The following is a 22,663-nucleotide window of genomic DNA, read 5'->3' on the forward strand; positions in this document are numbered from 1 at the left end:
CAGGGATCATCGGTCGGCTACGCGCGTCACCTCTACCGGGATCATCGGTCGGCTACGCGTGGGACGTCGAGCACGGCCGCACGGACGCCCCCACGCTTTGCCCACAGAAGCAACACGACGGGGAGAACGACCGTCGATGTCAGGAACGAGTACGAGACGCTGAACGCGATCAGCGCCCCGAACTGGGTGAGAATCGGCGTGATCGAGAGATAATGTAGCGCGATACCCGCACTCGCCGTCGTGAGCGTCGTTCCGAACAGCGCGCCGCCGGTTCCCTGAAGGGTGACGCGCGCGGCGGCGAGTCCGTCGTCTCTCGCGTCGAACTCCTCGACGAACCGGTGGACCACGTGGATCGAGTAGTCGATCCCGATCCCGACCGTGACCGAGAGGATCGTCGCCGTCAACATGTTGAACGGGATCGCCAGATACCGCATCGTCGCGACCAAAAACACGACGGTCGCGACGATCGGGACCAGCGTCACGGCACCCAACACGGGCCGCCGTTCGATGCCGTAGTACATCGCCGTCAAGAACGCCAACGAGAGCACGAGCGCGAGCACGAGCGCGTCGATGGCCGAACTGTAGACCTCGTCCGAGACCCGTTGGAAGACGACGACGTTCCCCGTCTCGACGGCCTCGTATCGGAAGGACCCCTCCGCCATCGACTCCGCGTCGGCGGTGATCGCCGCGTCGGTCGCGTCCGTCTCCACGGAGTAGACGATACGCGTCTCGCGGTAGTCGTCGGTGAGATACCGGCGCGCTTCCGACTCGAACGGTGACGACAGGAGCCGCTCGTAGATCATCCCGAGGTTGGCGTCCGGCACCCCGTTTCCGTTCTTGTCGTTCCGTTCGAGCAGCGCGGCGAACGATGGGGACCTCTCGGCGTACCGGTTCATGACCGTTATGATGCTTCGCCTCTCGGCCTGTCGCCCCTCCGAGGTGACGATCGACGACGGCGGGTCCTCGCTCGCGCGCTGGAGGGACTCCAGGGCGTGAGACTCCGAGAACGATCCCTGTGCGTATATCGTGACCGTGTCCTCCTCCGTCGTCTCGAACTCGTCTTCGAGGAGGTGGAGGTTCTCGGTGACCGTGTAGGTCCCCGGCTCCATCGGCCCGGGGAGATATTCCAGATACTCCGGCAGTTCCTCCGGGGGGAGCATGTCCTCGTCCTCGAACGACGAGCCCACGTCCTGACCGTAGTAGCCCGCCATTCCCGTCATCAACGCCACCACGAGGAGGAAGGCGATCGGTGCCCGACTCGTCACCGAGAGGTGCAACGGGAGGAGCCGGCCGAGAAGGGAGTCCTCGGTCCCGAGCGGCGTCGAGACGAACGACGGAAGCCGACTCCGGCGTCGGAGCCGTTCGATCAAAAGCTTCCCGGCGGGGAGAAAGATCCCGAAGATCAGCGTCACGGCGGTGATCCCGACCGAGGCGACGAGCCCGAAGTCGGCAATGGGCGAGAGCCCGCTCGCCATGTTCGCCGAGAACCCGATCACGGACGTCGTCATGACCATGAAGAACGCAACCATTAGCGGTGCGATCGCCGCCTCGATCGCCTCCTCGAGAGCCGCAGCCTCGTCTACGGCCGCATTCGAACTGTTCGTGATCTCCTCGCGATACCGGTTCGTTATGTGGATCCCGAAGTCCACGCCGATCGCCATCAACAGCGGCGGTAAGACGATCTGTAACTGCGTGAACGGGACGCCCGAGACACCGATGAAGCCGAACGTCCACACGAGCGACATCGCCAGTCCGACGACGCCCAACGCGATGTCGAACGGGTCCCGGTAGGCGATCGTCAAGAACACGAGCAGGAGAACGACGACGGCCGGGATCGCCGCGGACAGCGAATCCTGTATGACCTCGTTGTTTTCGGTGTCCGTGATCCCCGACCCGAAGACGCGGATGTCGCCGTCGGTGGCGTCTGTGATCCGCCGGGTTTCGGACTGTATCTCCTGGAAGAACACGTCGTCGCCCTTCGCGTCGTGTGTAACGGCCCCGATCGCCGCCGAGGCGGATGCCGAACGGGGGTTGAAGTCCTCGCCGACGAACCGGAGGAACGTCGGGTCCTCGCTTTTGGCCCGCACGGCCCGTCGTATCTCCGTGTCGCTGGCCATCCGGACCGTCCGGAGTTGGTCCTCGGCGGTCCTCGCGGAGGGATCGATCTCCAGGGCGATCAACTGAGCCGGACTCGTCATATCGGTCACGCGCTGGGAGGGACGCTCCACTAACTCCTCTTGAACGCGGAGCATCCGTAGGAGGCCCGTCCTGGAGAGGACGTTCCCCCCCTTCTGTAACAGGAGCGTCGTGTCCGAATCGTCCGCGAAGGCCGGACGGAACGTCTCGTCGACGTACTCGTCGACCTGATAGGCATCGACGTCCTCGGAGAACTGCTCGGCACCACCTACCACTTCGATGTCGCTGATCCCGCTTCCAAACCCGGCCGTGAGCAACAAAAACACGACCACGATACGCGCCGGGTGCTCTATGATCCAGCCGCTCAGCACCGAGACCAACACGTGTTCGTCACTCATTGAGGTATTCGCCACTCATTGAGATATTCGTCACTCATTGAGATATTCGCCACTCATTGAGATATTCGCCACTCATTGAGATATTCGCCACTCATTGAGATATTCGCCACTCATTGAGATATTCGCCACTCATTGAGATATTCGCCACTCATTGGTTCGGACCGAAGGCACTCATTCGTTTACCGACTACGCGTTCGCCCACGTTGTGAGAACGGACGCGTTCGGATACCCTAATCCTTTTCACGAACATGTCGGTAGTAGTCTAACATGTTCGTACACGTCGGGGCCGAGCGACCGAACAGGGGGTAAACCAGTGCCGCTCGCAACGATCACGATCACCGTCCCGGAGGAGATGTGGATCGCGGAGGCATCCACGGCGTGTCCCGATGCCACGTTCCGGGTCGTTTCGACCCAGTACGACGACGGCACCGCGACGGGACTTTTCGAGATCGAAGGGGACGACATCGTCGCGGTGCTCGCCGGGGCCAACGACGCCAGCGAGATCACCGGTATCGACCTGTTGTGGAACGATGACGTCAAAACGGTCGTACAGATCGAGACGGACAATCCGCTGTTGCTCCGGCCCGCCTCCCACGTCGGCGTTCCGGTACGGACGCCGTTCGTCATCTCCGACGGCGTCGCCTCCTGGGAGGTGTTTACCTCAGAGGAGAAGCTCTCGGACCTGACCGACGAACTCGACGCGCTCGGAATCTCCTACGACGTCGAATCGGTCCGGGCGTTCTCCGACTCCCGGGACGACGCCGTCCTGACCCCCCGACAGCAGGAGGTCCTATCGGTCGCGTCCGAGGCCGGATATTACGACACGCCCAGAGAGGCTAGCCTGACCGAGGTCGCGGAGTCGCTGGGGATCACGAAGGCGACGTGCAGCGACCTGCTCCACCGGGCCGAGGGCAAGATCATCGGACGGTACATCGACCGAGACGCCTGATACAGGACGGACTGGGGGCGACCGAGACGCCTGATACAGGACGGACTGGGGGCGACCGAGACCGCCTGTTATATCCGTTTCGGCAGGTCGGCGACGTACTTTCCTTCCTCGACTTGCTCACAGTCGTAGCGGTCCGCGTCGAACGCCGATACCTCCGCTTGGAACTCATAGAACAGCGGCTTCGGCTCGTGGTCGTTGACGATTCGGAGCGTCTCGCCGTCCTCCAGCTCCTCGAAGGCCGCGTGAATCTTCGGGTGGCGTTCCGCCGGCGGCGTCTCTCTGAGATCTAACGTCGTTTCTGGCATCGGTACGTCTTCGGTCACGAACCGGGTGTGGGTTCCGCCGAATATGTTCGAGCCGGTCTCCGATCACCGCGGACGCCCGGTGGCCTGACCTGCCCGGCCGACCCACCGGCCTCCCGTGACCGAACGTGTTCGACGACAACTATTCGGTCACGGAGATTAGTCACCAACACGATGGGTGTCTGTTCTCTCTGTGATTTAGAAACCCCGACGCCCCCGATAACCGGCGACGACGTCGACGGGGACTTCTGTTGTCGTGGGTGTCTGGAAGTGGCTCGGGCGCTCGGGGACGTCGACGACGTCGACGGCGTCGACGACGTGAGGTCGGACGCCGAGACGTCGGAGCGTGAGATCCCCGACGACGCCTCCGAGGCGTACCTCGCGGTCGACGGCATGCACTGTACCACCTGTGAGGCGTTCCTCGGCCTGCGCGGCGACGACGTCGAGGGCGTCTATGCGCTGGACGCCAACTACGCGATGGAGACCGCGCGGGTGGTCTACGACCCCGAAACGATCCCGACGGAGGAACTCCCCGACGTACTGTCGAGCCACGGCTACTCCGTTCGCTTCCGCGAGGAGGACGACCAGGGGGTCGACCGCGACGCCAGAGCACGCCAGCTGAACACCGTCCAGCGGCTCGTCGTCGGGGGCTTCTTTACGATGCTCGTAATGCCGTGGTACGTCTTCTATCTCTATCCGAGCTACGTCGGCATCGATACGGGCCTCCTCGCGGTCGATACGACGACGCCGCTCACGTTGTATCTCCCCTTGGTCTTCATGGGGCTTTTCACGTCAGTCGTCCTGTTTTATACGGGGTATCCGGTCCTCAGGGGGGCGTGGGTGAGTATCCGGGCACGACAGCCGAACATGGACCTGTTGGTCTCCGTCGCCGCCCTCTCCGCCTACGGATACAGCACCGTCGCGCTCGCGACCGGAAGTACCCACCTGTACTACGACGTGAGCGTCGCGGTGATCATGGTCGTCACGCTCGGCCGGTACTACGAGGGGCGGGTCCGATCACGCGCGAGCGACGCGCTTTCGACGGTTACGGCCGCACGGACGAAGGAGGCGACCAAGCTCACGGACGACGGCAGGACGGTCGTCCCCGTCGAGGAACTCTCCCCCGGCGACCGGCTCGTCGTCGCTCCCGGTGAGCGCGTCCCGGTCGACGGAGCCGTCCTCGAGGGGGTCGCCGACGTCGACGAATCGGTGCTGACAGGGGAGTCGCTCCCGGTCACGAAAGAGCCGGGCGATACGGTCGTTGGTGGTTCGGTCGTCGAGGACGACGCGCTCGTCGTCGCCGTCGACGACACGGAGAGTACGGCCGACCGCATCGCGACCGCGCTGTGGGAGATACAGAGTCACGCGCCCGCCGCCCAGCGGCTTGCGGACGCGATCGCGACGGTATTCGTTCCGCTCGTCCTCGTCATCGGGACGGCCGTCACGCTCTGGCAGCTGTTGACGGGGGCGTCCGTCGCCGCGGCCATGCTGGCCGGGCTCACCGTCCTCGTCGTGTCGTGTCCGTGTGCCATGGGGCTTGCGACGCCGCTGGCGGTTTCGGGGGGGCTTCGGGACGCGCTCGCCCGAGGGATCGTCGTCACGAACGAGTCGGTCTTCGAGGTCGCCCCCGAGGCCGACACCCTCGTCTTCGACAAAACGGGCACGTTGACGGCCGGCGAGATGCGTGTTGTCGACGTCGCCGGCCACGAGGAAACGCTCCGGTCCGCGGCCGCGATCGAGCGGTTCGCGAGCCACCCCGTCTCCGATGCGATCCTCGAGGCCGCCACAGTGGACGGGTCCGACACCGACCCCGAGGCCATCGCGGACGGCGGTGCCGTGGGACGTTCGCCGGATACGGCGGCCGACGAGACCAGGGGTCCGGACCTCCCCGACGCGAGCGAGTTCATCCGCCACCCCGGAGAGGGGGTCTCGGCGACCATCGACGCCGGTCGCGTCGTCGCCGGGACTCCCGAACTGGTCGAGGAACGGGCCGGTCCGATCCCGGACCGTCTCGCCGCACGTATCGATGCGATCGAACAACGGGGAGGACTCCCGATCGTCGTCGGGTGGGACGGGCAGGCACAGGGCGTGATCGCCGTGGCCGACGAGGAGCGCGCCGGCTGGGAGCCCGCGATCGAGACGTTTTCGGACCGCGAGATCGTGATACTGACCGGAGATGCGGGGGAAAGCGTCCAGCGTTTCCGTGAACACCCCGCCGTCGACACCGTGTTCACCGGCGTTCCACCCGACGGCAAAGTCGAGACGGTCCGGCGGCTGGCGGCGAACGGAACGACGGTCATGGTCGGCGACGGAACCAACGACGCGCCGGCGCTCGCGGCCGCCGATCTCGGCATCGCGATGGGGGACGGAACCGCCCGCGCCATCGACGCCGCCGACGTCGTCGTCGACGACAGCGACCTCGCCGCAGTCGAGAACGTGTTCGGCCTCGCCAGCGGGACCCGCCGACGGATCCGTGAGAACATCCTCTGGGCGTTCTTATACAACGCGATCGCGGTCCCGCTCGCGGTCCTCGGGCTCATTAACCCCTTGTTCGCCGCCGTCGCGATGACTACGAGTAGCATCATCGTCGTCACCAACTCACGCCGGTCCGTCCTCGATTGAGGCCCTCGCTGTTCGCCGTCGTCGTCCGATCCCCCGACGATTCCCCGGATCCGGATCACGAGAACTCCCGTCCCTGGCTCGGTGCCTTCCGGCCCGGTGACGGCCGTCGAGAGCCGACACACGGAGCACCCTCCGAGCCGCTTCGCGCTTCGGTCGCACCGTGTGCCACATATCGGGCACCGTCAACGCCGACTGTGTATTCGGAATCTCCCAGCGCAGTCGTGGTGCCCTCGAACGCCGATCTGTCTCTCGTAGAACCCACGTGGGGAACGGGGGCGGCGTTCGGATACGAATGAGGAGTGTGGCGGTACGTTTTCTGAGTGATTCATGCCCGAAAACGACCGCCTCAACGGCTGTCTGGACGAGATCGAGTTAGGGTTTGTGGAACGAGGAGCGACACTACGATTGCTGACGAAGCCCGATATTCACCTTCATCCTGAATTATCACTTTCAAATACAGTCTTGATTCTCGAAATATTTGGTGTCAAACGGAAACGCTTTCGCTCACGCATTCTCTGCTGAACTCCGCGAGAAAGACGACGCTGACGACGCAGTGCTTCTCATTGATGGAACCGCACCGCCCAAAGAGGCCTGTCAACGCCACGACCTCGATTGCAGATACGAACGACACGGAAATCTGAACAGTATCGAACGTATCTTTCGTGAAGCAAAACGCAGAACTACCAGTTTCTCAAACTGTTTCACCCGTCCACGTTGAGACGGATCCCATCCACGTCGAGAATCACTCGTCCACGTCGAGAATCACTCGTCCACGTCGAGACAGATCCTATCCGTACCGGACCTCGAGCCGCGCTCACTCACTCCAAAATACAAAAACGCATCAGACGGGGCGTCCTCTCACCCGGAGGGTTCCGGAACCGTCCGGATGAACCGCCTGAGTATTTTGTCGTTTTCGTCCCGGAACTGGACTTGGAACTCCGGACCGGTCCGCGTTTCGGCGACGTCGTCCCTGTCGAACTCGACTTCGAAGGGCGGTTCGTCGGCGGTCGCGATCACCTCCCCGCCGGACACGACGACGACGTGATCGATACCCTGGGCGTCCTCGACGTGACACGAAATCGCGTCGTTGAACTCACAGACGACGTCCCCGCCGACGTTGGGCTCCCCCCCGTCGCCCCCGTCGCTCGGGGAGAAACCGAGCATTATCGTCCCCGGCGCGAACGTTCCGACGAGTACGACCAACAGGAGAAACACCGTGATGTTGAGCCGTCCGGAATTGATCGCCGTCTTCCGGACCAGTGGGTGCTTGGCCGTCCGCCGCAACCGGATCGTCAGCGGGACGATAACGAGGTGTGTCAGCGGCCCCCAGAGGATCAATACGAACCCGTAGGCCATCGAGTAGTGCAGGAACGTCCACCCCGGCTTGACCGACAGCAGAACCGAACTACCCGTCCAGAGGAAGAACGCCATAAAGAAGAGCGCGCCGCTTTTCATCCACCGCCAGGCGGGCGTGTTCGTATAGTAGATGCTCAACAGATCGCGCCAGGCCTGTTTGATATACCCTGCTATCGTCTTCGATTGTTTCGTATCTGTCATCGTGTGACTCTCTCAGTACCGCTCGATCGTGTTTGTTTCATTGGACGTGGAATCAAGACTCGTTGTATGGTTTCTCGAAGTGCGTTAGCGTGCGATGTCAAAACGTATCGCCGGTGGTTGTCGGAACGTGTCTGTGTGGACTACCGAGACGGACGTCGTAGCTTCGAACGCGTCGGCCGCGGAACGTCCGAACACGTCGAAGACAGCCAGCCGACCGGGGCCGATCAGATCAGGCCCCGATAGACCAAAGCTGTGTGAGCAAGAACCAATTCAGCGCATAGAGGGACACGAACGTCGCCATGAAGATGAGACTGATCGCGAAGGTCCCCCGGAGATCGACGGCGTGCACGGAGGCACCACCGTCGGTCTGGAGCCCTCCGTCGGGGAGCATCCCGCCGCGATCATCTCCTTCGAGGCGGTCACCGAACAGTAGTGACCCGACCGAAACGAGAACGAACAGGGTGCCCGCGAGGATCGCCAACACGGCGAAAACGCCGAAGACGTTCATCAACGGCGCTGCGGCCGAGAGGCTGAAATCGGTTCCCGGAATGTTCCGGACGACACCCGAACTCCGGCGCGGGACGCCGTAGAGGATGCCGATGTACATCATCATCAACGCGACGATACCCATCGCCCCGGCGTAGAAGTAGGGGACGATCGTCGCAAGCTTGCTCGAGATGAAGTCCCGTCGGAACATCGTCTTGATGATGAAAAAGACGAGCCCGATGAACGAGAGCGTCGTTCCGATCGCGACGGTCCCGTGGAAGTGGCCGACAGTCGCGAAGGTGTTGTGCCAGGTCATGTTGAGCTGCATCTGACCCATCAACACGCCCGTGATGCCGCCGACGAAGCCGAACAGGATAATGCTGAATATCGTCGCCGAGAAGACCGGATTCTTCCAGGGAGCGGACGTGAGCCAGCCGAACAGCCCGCCGCCGAGTCCGCGCTGGCGGCGACCGGCCTCGAGTCCCCCTGGGATGGCGAAGGCGTGGATCATGCTCGCGAAGGCCGCCCCGTAGAACGCATAGGAGGTGTTGAAGATCCGCCAGCCGGCCGAGAGCCCCGGATCGACCATCAGGTGGTGGGCCGCGCCGAGGTTGATGAAGAAGAGATACAGGATGAACGCCGACCGCGAGACCTTCTCGGAGATGACGACCGCGCCGCCGACAACGTGCGTGAGGAAATACCACACCGTGATCATTGCGACCAGGTTGATCTGTTGGGTACCGTGGCCGACGATCCAGTATAGCTGTCGGTAGATGCCCGCGTTCACCGACTCGATGATGCCGAGCCGCCAAACGAGCGCGTACGCGAACGCCGCGATCCCGCCGAGGATCGCCTCGACGGCGATGATCCCCGTAATGAACGCACCGAAGACGACGAGCGGGAGCGTCTTCTTCGCCGCGCCGCGTTTTTCCTGCCAGATCGCAACGAAGAACGGCAGCGCCGCGACCGTCGCTCCCAGAAGGAATACGATCGCGCTCGCGTAGAACTCGGCGGACACCTCGAGCGGGACGTATGCCGTCAAAAGCGGCGCTTCTCCGCCACCGGCCGACGTCGCGGTCCAGGCCGTGTAGTTGACGCCGAGCGCGCCGACGACCATGGTGACCCAACCGGCCTTTACCACCTTCGTCAGCGGGAGCCGTCGACCGAGTACGATCGGCCCACCCACGTAGAGGATGGCGATCTCCATGAACACCATCCAGAAGATGAGGATGTTCCAGGCGTGCATGCTGAGGTGGGTATAGTAGCCGTCCTCCGGGATGAGCCCGATCAGCTCCCAGCGCGTCATCGCTACGGTAAAAGCGAAGCTCCCACCGATGATGAGCGCAATGACCGCCGTCAAGCCGAACAGTTTGACGTGGTTCTCCGCCGATCGGTGGATCGAGAGTCCCGTGACGGAACACTCCCGAAAGCCGTCCTCGTCGTAGTCGTTGCCGAACAGCTGTTTGAGTGCGTTCAACATATTATGGCTCCTCGACGATGAACTCGCCGTGCATACTGTTGTGTCCTCGTCCACAGAACTCGTTGCAGATGACGTGGTACGTCCCCGGCTCGTCGAACGTCATGGGAACGACCCACTCGGTGTCCGGAAACACTTGCAGATTGATCTGTTTGCTCAGGTTCTCTTCGGGTCGGACCGAAAATCCGTGCTGGACGTCGTAGGACCCGAGGTGGATATCGTACTCGTGGCCCGCTTCGAGGACGACCGGAAGGCCGTCCCAGTCGAAACGCCGCCCGGCGATGTACACCGAATCCCCCGGCGGGATCAGGTGGCCTTCTTCGGTCTCGTCGGCGGCTTCTTTGTACTCGCTAACCATCGCTTGATACTCGTCGGGATCGACGTCGAAGGTCTGGCCGATGGGGTTTTGATCGCCAAAGCGCGTGAACCCGCTCATCCAGCCGAAGATAGCCAGAGACCACACCCCGGCGATCCCAAGCCAGATGCTTTCGCGTCGGTTGACCGGTTCGTCCCACCAGTTGCCCTCGGGTTCGTCAAATGGTCCTGCCATCGTTCACCTCGCAGGGACCGATAGGATGTCCATCAGCCCCCATCCAACATAAATGACGGCGAAGAAGACGATGGCGGCGGCTGCTAGGAGCCAAATTCGGTTGTACAATCGCTGCATTACGGGTATTTCTTCCGATGGAGACGTGCTCATTGATCTAGTACAATTGGCTTATTTTGCCGACCCAGTGGTAATGGTTGTGCCGCACATGTTCGATCGCCGTGATAAGAGAGAGGTGGCTGTATTATAGCCCCGGTCACGATTCGTTCGAGATTCGGTCGGCAGGAACGGAGTCGATACGCCCGCAAACGCCCAGTCTGTCCACGATAGCGTTGAGTGGACCGTGACCGGGTGTCTATATCGGTCCGGACGGAAGTCACATCGCCCTCGAGACGTCGTATTTCTCGAAACGTCCCCGTCGGTTCGATACTCGCCCTGAACCCACCGCCGGCAGTATCAGGCGACGGCGGTCTCGAAGATGATCGCGAGCAGGACCGCACCGAGGTAGGCGTTGGACGCGTAGAAACTCCGATATGCGGCCCGTTCCGTATCCCGGTAGTACTGCTCTGCGACCGCCCAGAGGAATCCGAGGCCGGCGAAGGCGGAGACGAACGCGTACACCGGCGTGAACTCGGCGACCATGCCGAGCCCGCCCGCGACCAGGAGCGTCGCGCCGAGCCAATAGAGGATCCGGCGGCGGGCGAGCGCGACCCCCCGTTCGACCGGGAGCATCGGATAGCCGGCTTCGTCGTAGCCGTCCCGGCAGGCGATGGCGAGGTTATAGAAGTGGGCAGGTGTCCAACAGAAGACGACCGCCGCGAGCAGGAGGGCGGGAAGCCCGACGGTCCCGGTTATCGCGGTCCAGCCGATCACGGCCGGAAGCGCGCCCGAACCGCCGCCGATAACCGTATTCCAGGTCGTCGACGGCTTGAGCACGACGGTGTAGATGACGGCGTAATAAAACGCCGCGAACGCGGTCAGCGCAGCCGTGAGCTGGTTCGTGAACGTCAACAACACTGCCATCGAGGCGACGAACAGGGCGGCACCGAAGACCGTCGCCCGGAGCGGATCGACAGTCTCGGAGACGAGAGGGCGGTTCGACGTCCGATCCATCCGCTGATCGCGCTCGCGCTCGTAGACGTGATTGAACGTTCCCGCCGCCCCGATTGCTAGCGTTCCGCCGGCGAGCGTCGCGACGACGGTCACGCCGTCGAGGACGGCACCGGTGACGCTCGTGAGCGCCATGCCGGCCAACGCGAGCAGACACAACAGCCACATCAGGCGAGGCTTCGTCAACGTGAGGTAGGCACTCGCTCGCTCCTTGATCGAGACGGTCCCCGGGGAACGGGCCGACCGGTCGTCCGAGGAACGCGTTTCGTCCGCCGACCGATCGTCGCTGGGGGCCGTGGCAGCCGACCCGGTTTCCCCGGTCGTTCGGTCCGTCCCCGACGCCGGCACGGCCCCCTCCACCGCCGCCGACCCGACCCCGGACGGCCGGGCCACGCCGACGTCAACCTCCCCGTCGAGGTGCCACACGAGCGTGAGAAGCAGCGATCCGAAGACGAGCATACCGCCGAGGAGATGCGCTTGCTCCCCCAACACGGCGAGGTCGCGCAGGGTTGCGGCTCCGAGCAGTGCCTGTCCCGGAAACACGACGAACGCGAGCGACGATCCCAGGCGTACGCGGCGGTCGTGGTCGTCGACCCACGAACGAACGGCGACGACGAGCACGAGGGCCCAGACGAGGCCCGCCGCACCGTAATGGCCGAGCGCGACCGTCGATAAATCGGTCGCTGCCGTCATCGCCCCGAGCACGACGAGTAAATATGCCGATAGCGTCGCTACGATCAACGTCGCGGTGAACCTTCGCATTATACGTTAGATCCAACGCCACTCACCGATATCTTGCCCCGAACGTGTTCGGATTCGGTGGCGGGGGTCCGTCTTGCCCCGAATACGTGTTCGGATTCGGTAGTCTGACCCCGAATACGTGTTCGGATTCGGTAGTCTGAGTCAGATTTCGTACGCGTGCGGCCGTACGTCGCGCGGACACGAGACAAAAAAACTGTACGCTACACGGGCACGGGACAAAATACTCCGGTGTACGCTATAGTAGAGATCGGAAGACAATACACACTTGACCGCACTGCCGCCGTACGGTCGATGTGTAACTAGTTGCGATGTCTACTATAAGGATGAGACAAAACCTACCCCCGGACGGGACAAAAACCTACCCCGGACGGGACAAAACCTACCCCGGACGGGTTCCATCTCAGGGAACGGGCTCGAAATGGAGGTTCTCCTGCGGCAACCACTCCCGGACGAACTTCTTCGTGACGACCTCCTCGGCGCGGTGGAGCGTCTCGCTGCAGGTCGATTTTGCCAGCCCGATCTCCTCGGAGAGTTCGGTGAGCGTACAGCGACGGGGGGTGTCGTAATACCCCATCGAGACGGCGAGCCGAAGCAGTTCGCGCTGTCGGTCGGTCAACAGCTGATCGGGCTGGAGCCGCTGTTGGATGTACTCGATCTCGAAATCGATACCCATCGCCGAGAACTGCTCGCCCAGCTCCGAGAGACGGTCGTGCCCGGCGGAGACGTCGACGATCGCGGTCCCGTCCTTGATTTCGACCGGCATCTCGATCGGCGTCCCGGAGCGCTTCGCCGCCAAGAGCAGCATCGGCTTGGACGTCACGATCTGGACCGTCGCCGCTCCGTCCGTCTGTTGGATCACCGAGGCCTCCTCGATCGTTTCGTGGGTACGTATTCGCTCCAACACCGATTCGACCGAATCGGACCGGAACCGAAACAGACCGAATCCCTTCCCCTCCTCCGGAAGCGCCGTCAGTACCTCGAAAAGCGCCTCCGGATGGTCTCTGGAAACGTCTGCGATCCATGGGCCGTCCGGCAGTTCGACGCGGAGTCTCGCCTGGGGCATACAGTGTTCCTGTCCTTCCACACACTACTGGATGTCGGTTCGAACGAATATGTTCGCCCGATCAGTTTTGTCAAACGCCGCACCGGGTATATAAACCGCCTCTATATTATGGGCTAAACCGTCCCCATCTCAGCCGCTGAGACGCTGCTACCCGTCTTTTGTATATAGTGGTGCATTAGTAGAATGTAGAAGACTTATGACCCGGAACAACGAGACCAAGGCCGGTGCCAACCGTCGAACGCTTCTGAAGACAGCAGGGGCAGCCAGCGCTCTCACCCTCGCTGGGTGCGTCAGCAGCGGTGAGCAGGACGACCCCGCGGCGGAGAATCCGGAGCCGCAGCCCCAAGAGGAGGGACTGGACCCCGCGAAATCACTCGATACCGACCGGATCGCGGCCGACCCGACCGAACTGCCGGATCCGGTCGACTGGAACGAACCCCGACACCACGAGATCGAGATGGTCACGACGGAGGAGACCGCCGAGATCGAACCCGGCGTCACCTTCGATTACATGACCTTCGACGGGCGGATTCCGGGTCCGATGGTCCGCGTCCGTCGCGGGGACACGGTCAACCTCACGCTCACCAACGAGGAGGGCAACGCGATGCCGCACAACATCGACTTCCACGCGGTCTACGGCCCCGGCGGCGGTGCAGACGACACGACCGTCAGCCCCGGCGAGTCAGCCACGATCGAGTTCAAAGCGATGTACCCCGGCGTCCACGTATACCACTGTGCGGTCCCGAACATGGACCACCACATCAGTGCCGGGATGTTCGGCGCGATTCTCGTCGAACCCGAGGGCGGGCTCCCGGAAGTCGACCGCGAGCTGTACTTCGGCCAGCACGAACTGTACACCAACGGCCAGTCGGGCGAGGAGGGCCACCACGCGTTCGACTTCGACTCGATGCGAAAGGAGGACCCGACGTACGTCTGTCTCAACGGCGAGGCGTACGCCTTCACCGGCAACGGATACGGCCCGATCACCGTCCAGAAGGGCGAGCGGGTTCGTATCTTCCACTCGCAGGGCGGACCGAACCTGATGAGCTCGTGGCACGGCATCGGGAACGTCTGGGAGACGTTCTACCGTGACGGCGACGTCGTCTCGGACCCCGACCGCTACGTCGAGACGGCCCCGGTCGCCCCCGGATCGGTCGCCATCGCGGAGATCGACACCCCGGTCCCCGGCCCGATCAAACTCGTCGACCACGCCCTCTCGCGGGTCGTCCGCAAGGGCATGCTCGGCGTCGTCCAAGTCGAAGGCGAGGAGGAACCGGAGATCTTCAACCCGAACCCGGGACAGCCGAGCGGCGGCGCGGAATCTGACGACTGAACTCCCCGCTCTCTCCCGTACGGAGTGAATACTTATGACACGACATCTCACACGGCGTGGTACGCTCGCGGCGACCGCAGGCACGGCCGTAGCCGCGCTCTCGGGCTGTCTCGGCGCCGGTAGCGGTTCCGGCAGCGGTGACGGCGACAGCGGCGGGGATCCGCCGGAAAACGCGGGGGAACTGGGTACACCAGCCGAGGCGATCACCGTTTCGATCAGCTCCCAGCCGTGGCCGGAGTTCGCCCCACAGATCGTCCACGTCGTGCCCGGTGCGACCGTCGAGTGGCTCGTCGAGACGGGCCGCCACGACGTGACTGGCTACCACGAGGACAACCATCCGCCCCACCGGACGCCCGACGGCGTCGACGCGTGGGAGAGTGAGTACCTCACCGGACCGGGATCGACCTACGAGCGGACCTTCGACGTCGAGGGCGTGTACGACTACGTCGACAGACAGACCGTCTGTATCTCCCACGAGGTCGCGGGCAACGTCGGCCGCGTCGTGGTCGGATGGCCCGACCCGGACACCGAACCGGCGATGCAACCGCTCGAGGACGCGGAGGCGACGGAGACGCCCTCGCAGGTCCACAACGCCTTCGAGATGTTCGACGAGGAGACGCGGCCCGTCTTGGAAGCGGGACCGGAAGCGGCCGACCGATAACCCGGCGGACGAATTCTCCGGGAAAAAATACTACTCATGCACCCGACACAACCTATATACGGTCGGCGGGCAGTACTAGCCGCTGTCGGTACGACAGCCGCTGTATCCACCGCCGGGTGTCTCGGTAGCGTCACCGGCGGGGCCGACGCCGAGGAGCCCCAGACCGCAGCACTCGGCGATCCCGCGGACGGGACGACTGTGATGATCCGCTCCGAGCCGGCCCCGGAGTTCGATCCGCAGATCGTCCACATCGACCCCGGAGCGACCGTCGAGTGGCTCGTCGAGACCGGGCGTCACGACGTGACCGCGTACCACGAGGACATCCGATCGTTCATGCACCAGCCCCCGGACCGGACGCCCGACGGCGTCGGACCGTGGCGAAGTGATCTCCTCGATGGCCCCGGCGCGAGCTACGCCCGGACGTTCGACGTCGAGGGCGTGTACGACTACGTCGACAAACAGGAGGTCTGTGTCTCCCACGAGGTCGCGGGCAACGTCGGCCGCGTCGTGGTCGGATGGCCAGATCCGGACGGCGAACCGGCGATGGACCCCCCGCCGGAGGAGCTTCCCGTCCGGGTCGTTCGCGCACTCGAGATGTTCAACGAGAAGACGCGACCTGTCCTCGAGGCCGACACCGGTCCGGAGGGGACAGACACCGAGCGGCGCGAGGCGCATCGGACGGGAGAACACACGACGACCGAGAGAAACACATGACCGCATCCCAACACATCTACGATAGACGAACCGTGCTGAAAGCGGCGGGAACGGCAGCTCTCGGCGCGTCGATGGCTGGCTGTCTCGGTGGATCGAGCGGTGCCGCCGGCGAGCGGACAGTACTCGACCCGCCGGAGAACTACGAACGACGAAAGGACATCGACCTCCCGTTCCCGGACTACGGCGAGATGCTCCCGGAGGCGACGGTGCCCGCCCCGCTTCACGATCGCGAGGTGACGACGACGGAGTTCGTCGGCGACCGCCACGCCATGTTGACGTTCGTTTACACGTCGTGTACGACGGTCTGTGGGACGCTGGTCGAGTCGCTCCGCCGGGTACAGGCCGACTCGATCGCCGAGGGATACGCCGACGAGTTCGCGTTCATGCCGACGACGTTCGACCCCGAGACGGACACGGAGGCGATCATCGACGAGTACTGCGACCGGATGGGCGTCGACCGCGAGGTGGAGAACTGGTATTTCCTCCGCCCCGAGACCCCCGAACGGGCCCGCGAGATCGTCGATGAGACCTTCGGCGTCGCGTACGAAGGCGGCGGCGGACATTACGAACACGCGGCCGTCATCCTGCTCGTCAACAAGGACGGGGTCGTCGAACGAGCCTACAACGGCGGCCCGCCGAAGACGGGCGCCGGTGTCGATGACGCCCGGACGCTCGTCGAGGGGTGGTAACCGATGTGTCGATCCGTCGTTTCGGCCCAGCGGACACCTCCGGGGCATCCGGCTGGATCCAATGTCTGTCTCACTCACTGGGAAGAGTCCTCGTTCATGAGTAAATCGAGCACGAACCTTTAGCTATGACACGGACACCACGAACGTACGACAGGCGGACCGTTCTCCGGGCGACCGGCGCGACGGCGATCGGTGTCTCGGTAGCCGGTTGTCTCGGCGAGGGCAGCCCCGAGGGAAACGTCCTCTCGACGCCGGAGGACTACGAGCGCCGAAAGGACGTCGACCTGCCGTACCCGACATACGGCGAGAACGTCCCGGAGGTAACGGTGCCGGCTCCGCTTCACGACCGCGAGGTGACGACGACGGAGTTCGTCGGCGATCGCCACACTATGCTGACGTTCATTTATACGACGTGTACGGACGTCTGTCCGTTCCTCGTGACCGCCCTCAGGCGCGTCCAGGACGACTCGGTCAAAGAAGGGTACGCCGACGAGTTCGCGTTCATGCCGATAACGTTCGATCCGGAGGCGGACACGGAGGAGGTCCTCCGTGAGTACTCCGACCGGATGAGCGTCGACCGCGAGCCGGGGAACTGGTATTTCCTCCGTCCCGAGACCCCCGAACGGGCCAAGGACGTCGTCCAAGAGACCTTCGGCGTCGCGTTTCAGGGCGGTGCCGGCAGCTACGACCACTACGGGTTGGTCTTGCTCATCAACAAGGACGGGATCGTCGAACGGGCCTACCGGGGCAACGGACCGGAGGCCGAAACCGTGATCGACGACGCCCGGACGCTCGTCGAGGAGTGGTGACCGATGCGCCGCCGTGACCTCCTGGTCGGTGCCGGCAGCCTCGCCGCGCTCGGCGGTGGCGCGGCGGTCGCCTTCGACGTCGTCGGTTCGACCGACGAATCGACGATCGGGGCCGTCGACCTCGACGTCATCTCGGCCCCCGAAAGTGAGGCCGACACGGTGACGGTACCCGAACCGGGGCGCGTGACCTTCCTCGAACTGTTCGCGACGTGGTGTAACGTCTGCGAATCGATGATGCCGGAACTCGCCGCCGCCCACGACTCGACCGACGGGGACGTTCAGTTCCTCTCGGTGACGAACGAACCCCTCGGCAACACGGTCACCCGGGAAGACGTCGCCGCGTGGTGGCACGAAAACGGCGGAACCTGGACGGTCGCGGCCGATCGGGACCTCGAAGTGACGCAGGCTCTCGACGCGTCCGGCGTGCCGTACTCGTTCGTCCTCGACGCCCGAAACCGGGTCGTCTGGCGACACCGCGGCCGAACGGACGCCGACGAGATCGCCGCGGAAATACGGGCCGCCGGAGGCTGATTCGATGGCGGTCGAACTGTATGGAACCACGGTGTTCGCGCTGGGGGCCGGCATCGCGACGTTCTTTTCGCCCTGCTCGTACGCGCTGTTGCCGGGGTACGTCGGCTACTACGCCGCGAGCATCGAAGACGAGACGCCCCCGATGTCCGGCGTACTCGCCCGTGGCGGTGCCGCCGCCCTCGGCGTCTTCGCGACCTTCCTCGCGCTTTCGGTGCTCGCCGTTATCGCCAGCGATCTCGTCGAGCGCGTCCTGCCGGCAGTGGAAGCCCTCGTCGGCGTGTCGCTTGTCGCTCTCGGCGTTGCGGTGCTCGTCGGCTACACCGGGTCGCTCCACGTCCCGCTCCCGCAGCGCCGGGCGAGCGTTCTCGGGTTCGGGCTGTTCGGGGCGCTGTACGCCCTCGCCGCGATGGCCTGTGTCCTGCCGCTGTTTCTGGCGGTGACGCTCCAGTCTATCACGTTCTCTCCGTCCGGCACAGCCGTCGTGTTGGGTTCGTACGCGGGCGGATTCGGCGCTTTGATGCTCGTCACGACTGTCGCAACCGCCATCGGTCACGATGCACTCGTCGGGCGGATGAGCGAACATATAGATTCCCTGACACGGATCGCCGGTATCGTCCTTATCGTGGCCGGGATCGGACAGTTGGTACTCACGTTCGCCCTGTGAGTCACCTCGCCCGACGCCGAACGGTGTCAAGCCCCCCGGCTCTCGGGATGGAGACAGCGGACGTCCCTCCTACCGATGTCCTCCGTGTCCTCCGAGACGGACCGTCGTCGTCTCCGAGCGATTTCTCGCCGTATTCACCCGATTCACTACACTCAATTATATATACTACATATATTACATGTTGGCCGGATCCCCCCGATATTCGCTCCGCGGCCGCGGGGCGGCTCCGCCGCCGGGGGACGGTCTCCCGGCCGCAGGGTAGCGGCGCGCGGTTCGAGGGAAGCGCGGCCCGAGACGCGAGCAAACACGCCCCGTGGCACCTTTCGATCCGTTGTGCCCCCCGACACGGTATAGCACGTCCCCAGGGTACTTATAAAATGGGGCGGTGGCCATATCTGTATACGACGCGGTTACCGACGCCCCGCCATCCCGCTCCCGGCTATAGTAGACATCGCAACTACGTACACATCGATCGCACTGCCGCCGTACGGTCGAGTGTGTATTGTCTTCCGATCCCTACTATAATACCGATTCAATCGGTATCGGAACGTTCCGGGACGTTTTCGGCCGGTGCGGACTGTCGATGTATCGCGGTGAACGTCGACGTTGGCCGGACGCCTACGGGAACGACGGGACGCCGATCCCTACGGATACTGCCGGCCCCACTTGTCGGGAAATCCACGGAGGAATGAGATACTTCCTCACGGAAATATATTTCAGATTATATTTAGTTTGAATGTCTAATATGTTGAGTGTTTCAACGATCCACAGGTAGTTACTGCTGCTAGATAGGGCTGTCCCTTCATCGGTCGGTATCGGGACCCCATTCGGGCCGATATACGGCCCGAAGGGCGGCCCCACAATCTATCGCCCCGACAGCCGACGGCACACACCGGAGACAGTATATTTATGTTGGCGAGATCCGAGGTAAAATCCACCGTTCATGCGCAGCCTCAGACACGTCGCAACGTCCTATGAGGTGTTGTTTCTCACGGCGCTCATCTGGTTTCTCGCGAAGTTCCTCCGATACGCCTTTCCGCCGCTTTTCGAGGTGTTACAGGGGACGTATGGCGTCTCGAACACGGTCCTCGGGACCGCGTTCACCGGGTTCATGCTCGCATACGCCGCGATGCAGTTCCCGTCGGGGCTTTTCGCTGACCGACTCGGGTCCGTCGTCGTGATCACGGCGGGCGCCTCGCTCACAGCCGTGGCCGCACTCGTACTCGTCGTCGATTCGCCGTTCGTCGTCGTCGTCGTGGCGATGTTGTTGATGGGGGTCGGAACGGGAATGCACAAGACGGTCGCGGTTCGACTGTTGTCGCGTGCGTACCCCGATCACACCGGCCGAACGCTCGGCATACAGGACACGGTCGGCGTGTTCGGCGGGATCGCGGCTCCCGCCGCGGTCGTGTTCGTCCTCGGCGTCTCGGGGGGACCCGTCACCGAATGGCGTCTGCTCTTTCTCGCGGCCGCGCTCGTCGGGTTCGCCCTTGCGGGTGCCTTCGTCATTCGGGTCCCGTCCCGGGTGCCCTCGGACGCCCGTAAGCGAGCGACGGATCCGGACGAGCACGGCGGTATCGGACGATACGTCGCGTTGTTCCGCGAGTGGCAGTTCTCGACGTTCGTCCTCATGACCCTGTTGTTTTCGTTCGCCTACAACGGGGTCGTGGCTTTCTTACCGGTGTATCTGATCGACGAGGCGGGCGTACCGACCGCGACGGCCAGCCTTCTATACGCGTTGCTCTTCGCCGCCGGCCCCGTTCAGATCGTGACCGGCGAGGCCAGCGACCGGATCGGGATCGCCTCGATCCTCGTCGGGACGCTCACCGTCGCCGCCGTCTCGCTGGCTGCGCTCGTTTCGTTCTCCCCCACGGGAAACACCTGGCTGCTCGGGATCGCCGTGGTCTGTATCGGCATCGGAGCACACGGCCATCGGCCGATCCGCGGCGCGTACCTGTTGTCCGTGGTCCCCGTCTCGATAGCCGGTGGGAGCCTCGGGGTCGTCAGGACGTTGCTCATGGGTGCCGGAGCCCTCGCACCCGCGGCCGTCGGTATCCTCTCGGATATGGCCGGGTTCCGTCCCGCGTTCTGGCTGTTGACCGCCTCGATGGGTGGGGCCGCCGGACTCGCGGTGTTGCTGTGGTTCGCGGGCGAGTAACGGCGAGAGCCCCCGTCGACGACGTTCCGACCGGATCGATACCCGCCGCGACCCCCCCCATACGGTGAACGGCCGACAGCCTCACTCGACGGGGACGAGTCGGCATCCACGGAGAGCGCCGTCGTCGGTCGTGCGCAGGTCTCGCTCGCCGGTCAGACGGACGGTATCGCCGACCGCGGCGGCGTCCGCCAACTGCGCGACGACGTTCGCTCCGCCGGGGAACGCCGCGAGTCCCAACGCGTTCGGCTCTCTGACGCCCTCGGGCGTGATGTGGACCGTCGTCGTCGCGAGGAGTTCGCCGTCCCCGGCGGGAGCGTCGACGAGGTCGTCGCTCCCGCAGTCGAGACAGCGGCGCTTCGAATAGAAGCTCCGTCGGCCGCAGTCGGCACACTCCAACACGTCCGTCATGCGGGCACCTCCAAGAGCGTACAGACGCTGTTGTTTCCGAACCCGGCTACGTTGACCGCGAGCCCCCGCTCCGGACCGGGTACCGCCCGTTCGTCGGGGACGTCACCCCGGAGCTGCCAGACGAGTTCGACGATCTGTGAGAGGCCGGTCGCACCGAGTGGGTGTCCGCGGGCTTTCAGCCCACCGCCGGGGTTGATCGGCATCCCGCCGTCGATCGCCGTTTCACCGTCTCTCGTCCGCTTCCACGCCTCACCGTCCGGTGCGAGCCCGAGCTCCTCCATCTCCAGCCACTCGAGGACGGTAAACGCGTCGTGGAGACACGCAACGTCGAGCGCCCCCGGGCCGACCCCGGCCGTCTCGTATGCGCGGGTACCGGCGACGCGAACGCTCTCGATCGCCAGCGGATCCGCTCGGTCCGCGACCGCGTGCGTCCCGGTTGCGCTCTCGCAGGCGGCGACCTCGACCACGTCGTCGATATCGCTCGCAGAGGCGTCCTTGGAGGTGATCACGACGGCCGCCGCCCCGTCGCCCGTGGGACAACAGTCGTACAACCGCAGCGGCGTCGCAACGGGCGGGGACTCGACGACGTCGCTGACGGTGATTCGCTTGTTGAACTGGGCGTACTCGTTCGAGAGGGCGTTCGAGTGGTTCTTGACCGCGACGCGGGCCAGGTCCGCTCTGGTTGCGCCATACACCCCGAGATATCGATCGGCCGCGAGGCCGGCAAACGACGGGAGCGTGATCCCCTGTGCGTACTCCCCCTCGTGGGTAATTCGGCTGATGATCTCCGTTGACGTCGAGGTATCGACCGTCGACATCTGTTCGCCGCCGACGGCCAACGCGGCGTCGTGTGGCCCGTCTCGGACGGCCATAACCGCGTCTTGAAACGCGCTGGCACCGCTGGCACTGGTGTTTTCGATCCGGTGGGCGCGTGCGCCGACCATCCCCAACTCGCCGACGAGGGCGTTCGCGAGCCCCGACCGTTCGTTGAACGCCTCCGCGGCCATGTTTCCGACGTGGACCGAGTCGACGGTTTCCGGACTGACATCGGCGTCGCGCAGCGCCCGCCCGGCCGCGATCCGCAGGAGTTCCCCCAAGGGCCGGCCGTCAGCGCCGGTGAACGCCGTCATGCCGACGCCCCGGATCACCGGTCGCCGGCCGCCGGCCCGTGACCCGCCCGGTTCGTCCCTCGCGTGATCGTGTTCGCTCATGCTACCCGGGACTATCGAACGCTCCCGCTTATAGGTACTGTTCGTACCGTGTGGCCGCGATCCCGCCACTTCAGCG

The 22,663-nt window shown here is 64.1% G+C and carries 19 protein-coding genes and 1 pseudogene; 11 read left to right on the top strand and 9 right to left on the bottom strand.

Annotated elements, in window-relative coordinates:
- Nucleotides 1-41 precede the first annotated feature (41 nt).
- On the bottom strand, nucleotides 42-2,534 hold the full coding sequence (locus tag HZR14_RS10320; protein ID WP_181692788.1) for an efflux RND transporter permease subunit: 2,493 nt from the start codon (nucleotides 2,532-2,534) through the stop codon (nucleotides 42-44).
- Between the two features lie 313 nt (nucleotides 2,535-2,847).
- On the opposite strand from HZR14_RS10320, the gene HZR14_RS10325 reads away from it, so the two are divergent.
- Nucleotides 2,848-3,483 (top strand): helix-turn-helix domain-containing protein, encoded by a 636-nt coding sequence (locus HZR14_RS10325; RefSeq protein ID WP_181692789.1) that lies wholly within the window; start codon nucleotides 2,848-2,850, stop codon nucleotides 3,481-3,483.
- A 68-nt stretch (nucleotides 3,484-3,551) separates the two neighbouring features.
- On the opposite strand, the gene HZR14_RS10330 is transcribed toward HZR14_RS10325, so the two are convergent.
- On the bottom strand, nucleotides 3,552-3,788 hold the full coding sequence (locus HZR14_RS10330; protein ID WP_181692790.1) for a DUF2249 domain-containing protein: 237 nt from the start codon (nucleotides 3,786-3,788) through the stop codon (nucleotides 3,552-3,554).
- A gap of 171 nt (nucleotides 3,789-3,959) precedes the next feature.
- Between HZR14_RS10330 and HZR14_RS10335 the strand changes: the two genes are divergently transcribed.
- Entirely contained in the window at nucleotides 3,960-6,407 is a 2,448-nt protein-coding gene (locus HZR14_RS10335; RefSeq protein ID WP_181692791.1) for a heavy metal translocating P-type ATPase, read from the top strand.
- A 327-nt stretch (nucleotides 6,408-6,734) separates the two neighbouring features.
- A pseudogene (locus HZR14_RS10340) lies at nucleotides 6,735-7,125 on the top strand (hypothetical protein).
- A gap of 140 nt (nucleotides 7,126-7,265) precedes the next feature.
- On the opposite strand, the gene HZR14_RS10345 reads toward HZR14_RS10340, so the two are convergent.
- The 5 genes from HZR14_RS10345 to HZR14_RS10365 form a co-directional block, all read right to left on the bottom strand.
- Nucleotides 7,266-7,964, bottom strand: a complete 699-nt coding sequence (locus tag HZR14_RS10345) for a hypothetical protein (RefSeq protein WP_181692792.1) — start codon at nucleotides 7,962-7,964, stop codon at nucleotides 7,266-7,268.
- Nucleotides 7,965-8,193: 229 nt separating this feature from the next.
- Entirely contained in the window at nucleotides 8,194-9,930 is a 1,737-nt protein-coding gene (locus tag HZR14_RS10350; RefSeq protein WP_181692793.1) for a cytochrome c oxidase subunit I, read from the bottom strand.
- 1 nt (nucleotide 9,931) lies between these two features.
- Nucleotides 9,932-10,477, bottom strand: coding sequence for a cupredoxin domain-containing protein (locus tag HZR14_RS10355; RefSeq protein WP_181692794.1), 546 nt, complete (start codon nucleotides 10,475-10,477; stop codon nucleotides 9,932-9,934).
- Nucleotides 10,478-10,930: 453 nt separating this feature from the next.
- Entirely contained in the window at nucleotides 10,931-12,346 is a 1,416-nt protein-coding gene (gene cyoE / locus HZR14_RS10360; protein WP_181692795.1) for a heme o synthase, read from the bottom strand.
- A 400-nt stretch (nucleotides 12,347-12,746) separates the two neighbouring features.
- Nucleotides 12,747-13,430: a helix-turn-helix domain-containing protein gene (locus HZR14_RS10365; protein WP_370464974.1), complete on the bottom strand. Its 684-nt coding sequence runs from the start codon at nucleotides 13,428-13,430 to the stop codon at nucleotides 12,747-12,749.
- 175 nt (nucleotides 13,431-13,605) lie between these two features.
- On the opposite strand from HZR14_RS10365, the gene nirK reads away from it, so the two are divergent.
- From nirK to HZR14_RS10405, 8 genes are all read left to right on the top strand, one after another.
- Nucleotides 13,606-14,742 carry a copper-containing nitrite reductase gene (gene nirK, locus HZR14_RS10370; protein WP_181692796.1) on the top strand — a complete coding sequence of 379 codons (1,137 nt, stop codon included), beginning with the start codon at nucleotides 13,606-13,608 and terminating at the stop codon, nucleotides 14,740-14,742.
- A gap of 34 nt (nucleotides 14,743-14,776) precedes the next feature.
- Complete coding sequence (locus tag HZR14_RS10375) at nucleotides 14,777-15,403, top strand: plastocyanin/azurin family copper-binding protein (RefSeq protein WP_181692797.1); 627 nt, start codon at nucleotides 14,777-14,779, stop codon at nucleotides 15,401-15,403.
- 36 nt (nucleotides 15,404-15,439) lie between these two features.
- On the top strand, nucleotides 15,440-16,117 hold the full coding sequence (locus tag HZR14_RS10380; RefSeq protein WP_181692798.1) for a plastocyanin/azurin family copper-binding protein: 678 nt from the start codon (nucleotides 15,440-15,442) through the stop codon (nucleotides 16,115-16,117).
- Nucleotides 16,114-16,806 (top strand): SCO family protein, encoded by a 693-nt coding sequence (locus HZR14_RS10385; protein ID WP_181692799.1) that lies wholly within the window; start codon nucleotides 16,114-16,116, stop codon nucleotides 16,804-16,806. Before HZR14_RS10380 ends, HZR14_RS10385 begins: the two co-directional genes overlap by 4 nt.
- A gap of 125 nt (nucleotides 16,807-16,931) precedes the next feature.
- Nucleotides 16,932-17,615 (top strand): SCO family protein, encoded by a 684-nt coding sequence (locus HZR14_RS10390; protein ID WP_181692800.1) that lies wholly within the window; start codon nucleotides 16,932-16,934, stop codon nucleotides 17,613-17,615.
- 3 nt (nucleotides 17,616-17,618) lie between these two features.
- Entirely contained in the window at nucleotides 17,619-18,146 is a 528-nt protein-coding gene (locus HZR14_RS10395; RefSeq protein WP_181692801.1) for a TlpA family protein disulfide reductase, read from the top strand.
- 4 nt (nucleotides 18,147-18,150) lie between these two features.
- Nucleotides 18,151-18,810: a cytochrome c biogenesis CcdA family protein gene (locus tag HZR14_RS10400; RefSeq protein ID WP_181692802.1), complete on the top strand. Its 660-nt coding sequence runs from the start codon at nucleotides 18,151-18,153 to the stop codon at nucleotides 18,808-18,810.
- 943 nt (nucleotides 18,811-19,753) lie between these two features.
- A complete protein-coding gene (locus tag HZR14_RS10405; protein WP_181692803.1) occupies nucleotides 19,754-20,968 on the top strand; it encodes an MFS transporter in 1,215 nt (404 codons plus the stop codon).
- Between the two features lie 81 nt (nucleotides 20,969-21,049).
- Here the strand turns inward: HZR14_RS10405 and HZR14_RS10410 are convergent, their stop codons facing one another.
- Together HZR14_RS10410 and HZR14_RS10415 are read right to left on the bottom strand one after the other, a co-directional pair.
- Nucleotides 21,050-21,376 carry a Zn-ribbon domain-containing OB-fold protein gene (locus tag HZR14_RS10410; RefSeq protein ID WP_181692804.1) on the bottom strand — a complete coding sequence of 109 codons (327 nt, stop codon included), beginning with the start codon at nucleotides 21,374-21,376 and terminating at the stop codon, nucleotides 21,050-21,052.
- The gene (locus HZR14_RS10415) at nucleotides 21,373-22,506 is read right to left on the bottom strand and encodes a thiolase family protein (protein ID WP_181692849.1); all 1,134 of its coding nucleotides are present in this window, start codon (nucleotides 22,504-22,506) and stop codon (nucleotides 21,373-21,375) included. Before HZR14_RS10415 ends, HZR14_RS10410 begins: the two co-directional genes overlap by 4 nt.
- Nucleotides 22,507-22,663: the final 157 nt, after the last annotated feature.

The sequence above is a fragment of the Natronomonas salinimetallica genome (assembly GCF_013839515.1).
Classification (GTDB): Archaea; Halobacteriota; Halobacteria; order Halobacteriales; family Haloarculaceae; genus Natronomonas.